Genomic DNA, 1560 nt, shown 5'->3' with positions numbered 1-1560 from the left:
GCTTCTCTGGCATCTCGATCCTCATTGTCGATGCCTCTACGGTCCGGGGGGAACCTCACTGATGACTCGTGTGGACTCAGAGTCAGCCGCCGACGGCAGGCGAGTAGATCATGCAACCGGTGCTATTCGAGCTGTTCGGTATACCGATCAACAGCTACGGCGTCAGCAAAGCACTAGCCGCGATCGTCGCGGCCTACCTTCTCAGTCGTGAGTTCGACCGTCTGGGTTGGAACCGGGAAAAGGCCTGGGACCTCGTGTTCCTCGCGACCGTGGTCGGCTTCCTCGGCGGCAAGGCCTACTTCCTGGTCGAGAATGCGGGCGATCTCCAGCTGCATCACCTAGGCGCTTCCGGCTTCACCTGGTATGGCGGGCTCATCGCCGGTGCAGCCACGTTTGTCTGGCTCGCCAAGAGACATGGTTTACCGCTCGCGACCCTGGCCGGCATCAGTGCGGCGCCACTTGCTGTCGCGTATGGCATAGGGCGCATCGGCTGCTTCCTTGCTGGGGACGGCACATACGGGCGTCCGACCGACCTCCCCTGGGGAATGGCGTTCCCGGACGGGTTCGTCCCGACCACAGTGCCGGTGCACCCCACGGGACTCTACGAGGCGGCCGCCGCCTTCGTTCTTGCAGCGGCACTCTGGTCTCTCAGGGCGCACATGCCACCTTTGCGACTGTTCGGTGTCTACGCGATTGCCAGTGGGCTGACACGCATTCTGGTCGAGACCGTGCGTACCAATGATCCGGTCCTGCTCGGGCTTACGCAGCCTCAGATCTGGTCGATGGCACTTGTGGTCCTCGGTTGCGTACTTCTTCTGGTCCGCCAACGTGAGACGTCTCCAATGGAGGCCGTCGGTGCCGAGGGCGCCACCGATGAGGTCCCGTCGACCGCATCGGTTACGGATGAACGAGCGCGCTCCTAGGCGCGGACGCCCGGCGCGCCGCCACCTCCCGGAAGGGCCTGGCCCCGCGACGCCGCAGCCTCGTTCTGCCTCCGCACAACGTGGAGACAACGGAACTGGCCCCGTTTGGCGCCTTCGCAGCTCGCCGATGGTGGAGGCTTGGGGAGGGTTGGGTCTTCAGCGCACCTTCAGATGAAGCGTGGACGGCCTTCATCTCCAAGGCAGGGTGAGTAGCAGGACACCAAAGCACGGGACGCCCCCGGCAACGATCAAGCCGACACCACGCGAAGGGCAGTCACGGGCACCAGTAGCGGTCTCTCCGAGCGGCACTCCGACGGTCGCATGTCGCGGTCATCTTCGACATGGACGGCGTGGTCACTGACACCGCTGCCATCCATGCCAAGGCCTGGAAGCGCCTGTTGTACACGAGGTGCTGTGAGATCCTCGCCCGCCATCCGACGCCGACACGACTCGGTTCGAACCCCCCACGGGGACTACCGCCGATACGTGGACGGCCGGACGTATGAGGACGGGGTGCGGGCCTTTCTCGCTGCCAGGCAGCTCAGGCTGCCTGCCCGAGGGCACCGAGACGACGGCGTTGTCGGGGTACGACCTCACGTGTCGGTTGGGGTACGGCCTGACGTGTCGGTCCCGGCGT

Annotated in this window: 1 protein-coding gene; it reads left to right on the top strand. The window is 65.0% G+C overall.

What is annotated here, in order from left to right; translation table 11 throughout:
• Window positions 1–110 precede the first annotated feature (110 nt).
• Window positions 111–923: a prolipoprotein diacylglyceryl transferase gene (locus tag D6B71_RS22345; RefSeq protein WP_121259006.1), complete on the top strand. Its 813-nt coding sequence runs from the start codon at window positions 111–113 to the stop codon at window positions 921–923.
• Window positions 924–1560: the final 637 nt, after the last annotated feature.

Origin of the sequence: Nocardioides ferulae (genome assembly GCF_003660455.1) — a bacterium.
In the GTDB taxonomy this organism is placed as follows: domain Bacteria; phylum Actinomycetota; class Actinomycetes; order Propionibacteriales; family Nocardioidaceae; genus Nocardioides; species Nocardioides ferulae.
The sequence above is the reverse complement of the archived record's forward strand: the minus strand, read 5'-3'. Positions and strand labels throughout refer to the sequence as shown.

Bases quoted from the DNA above. Each gene is read 5' to 3' on its own strand.
- D6B71_RS22345 (WP_121259006.1), top strand. From the start codon at position 111: ATGCAACCGGTGCTATTCGAGCTGTTCGGTATACCGATCAACAGCTAC.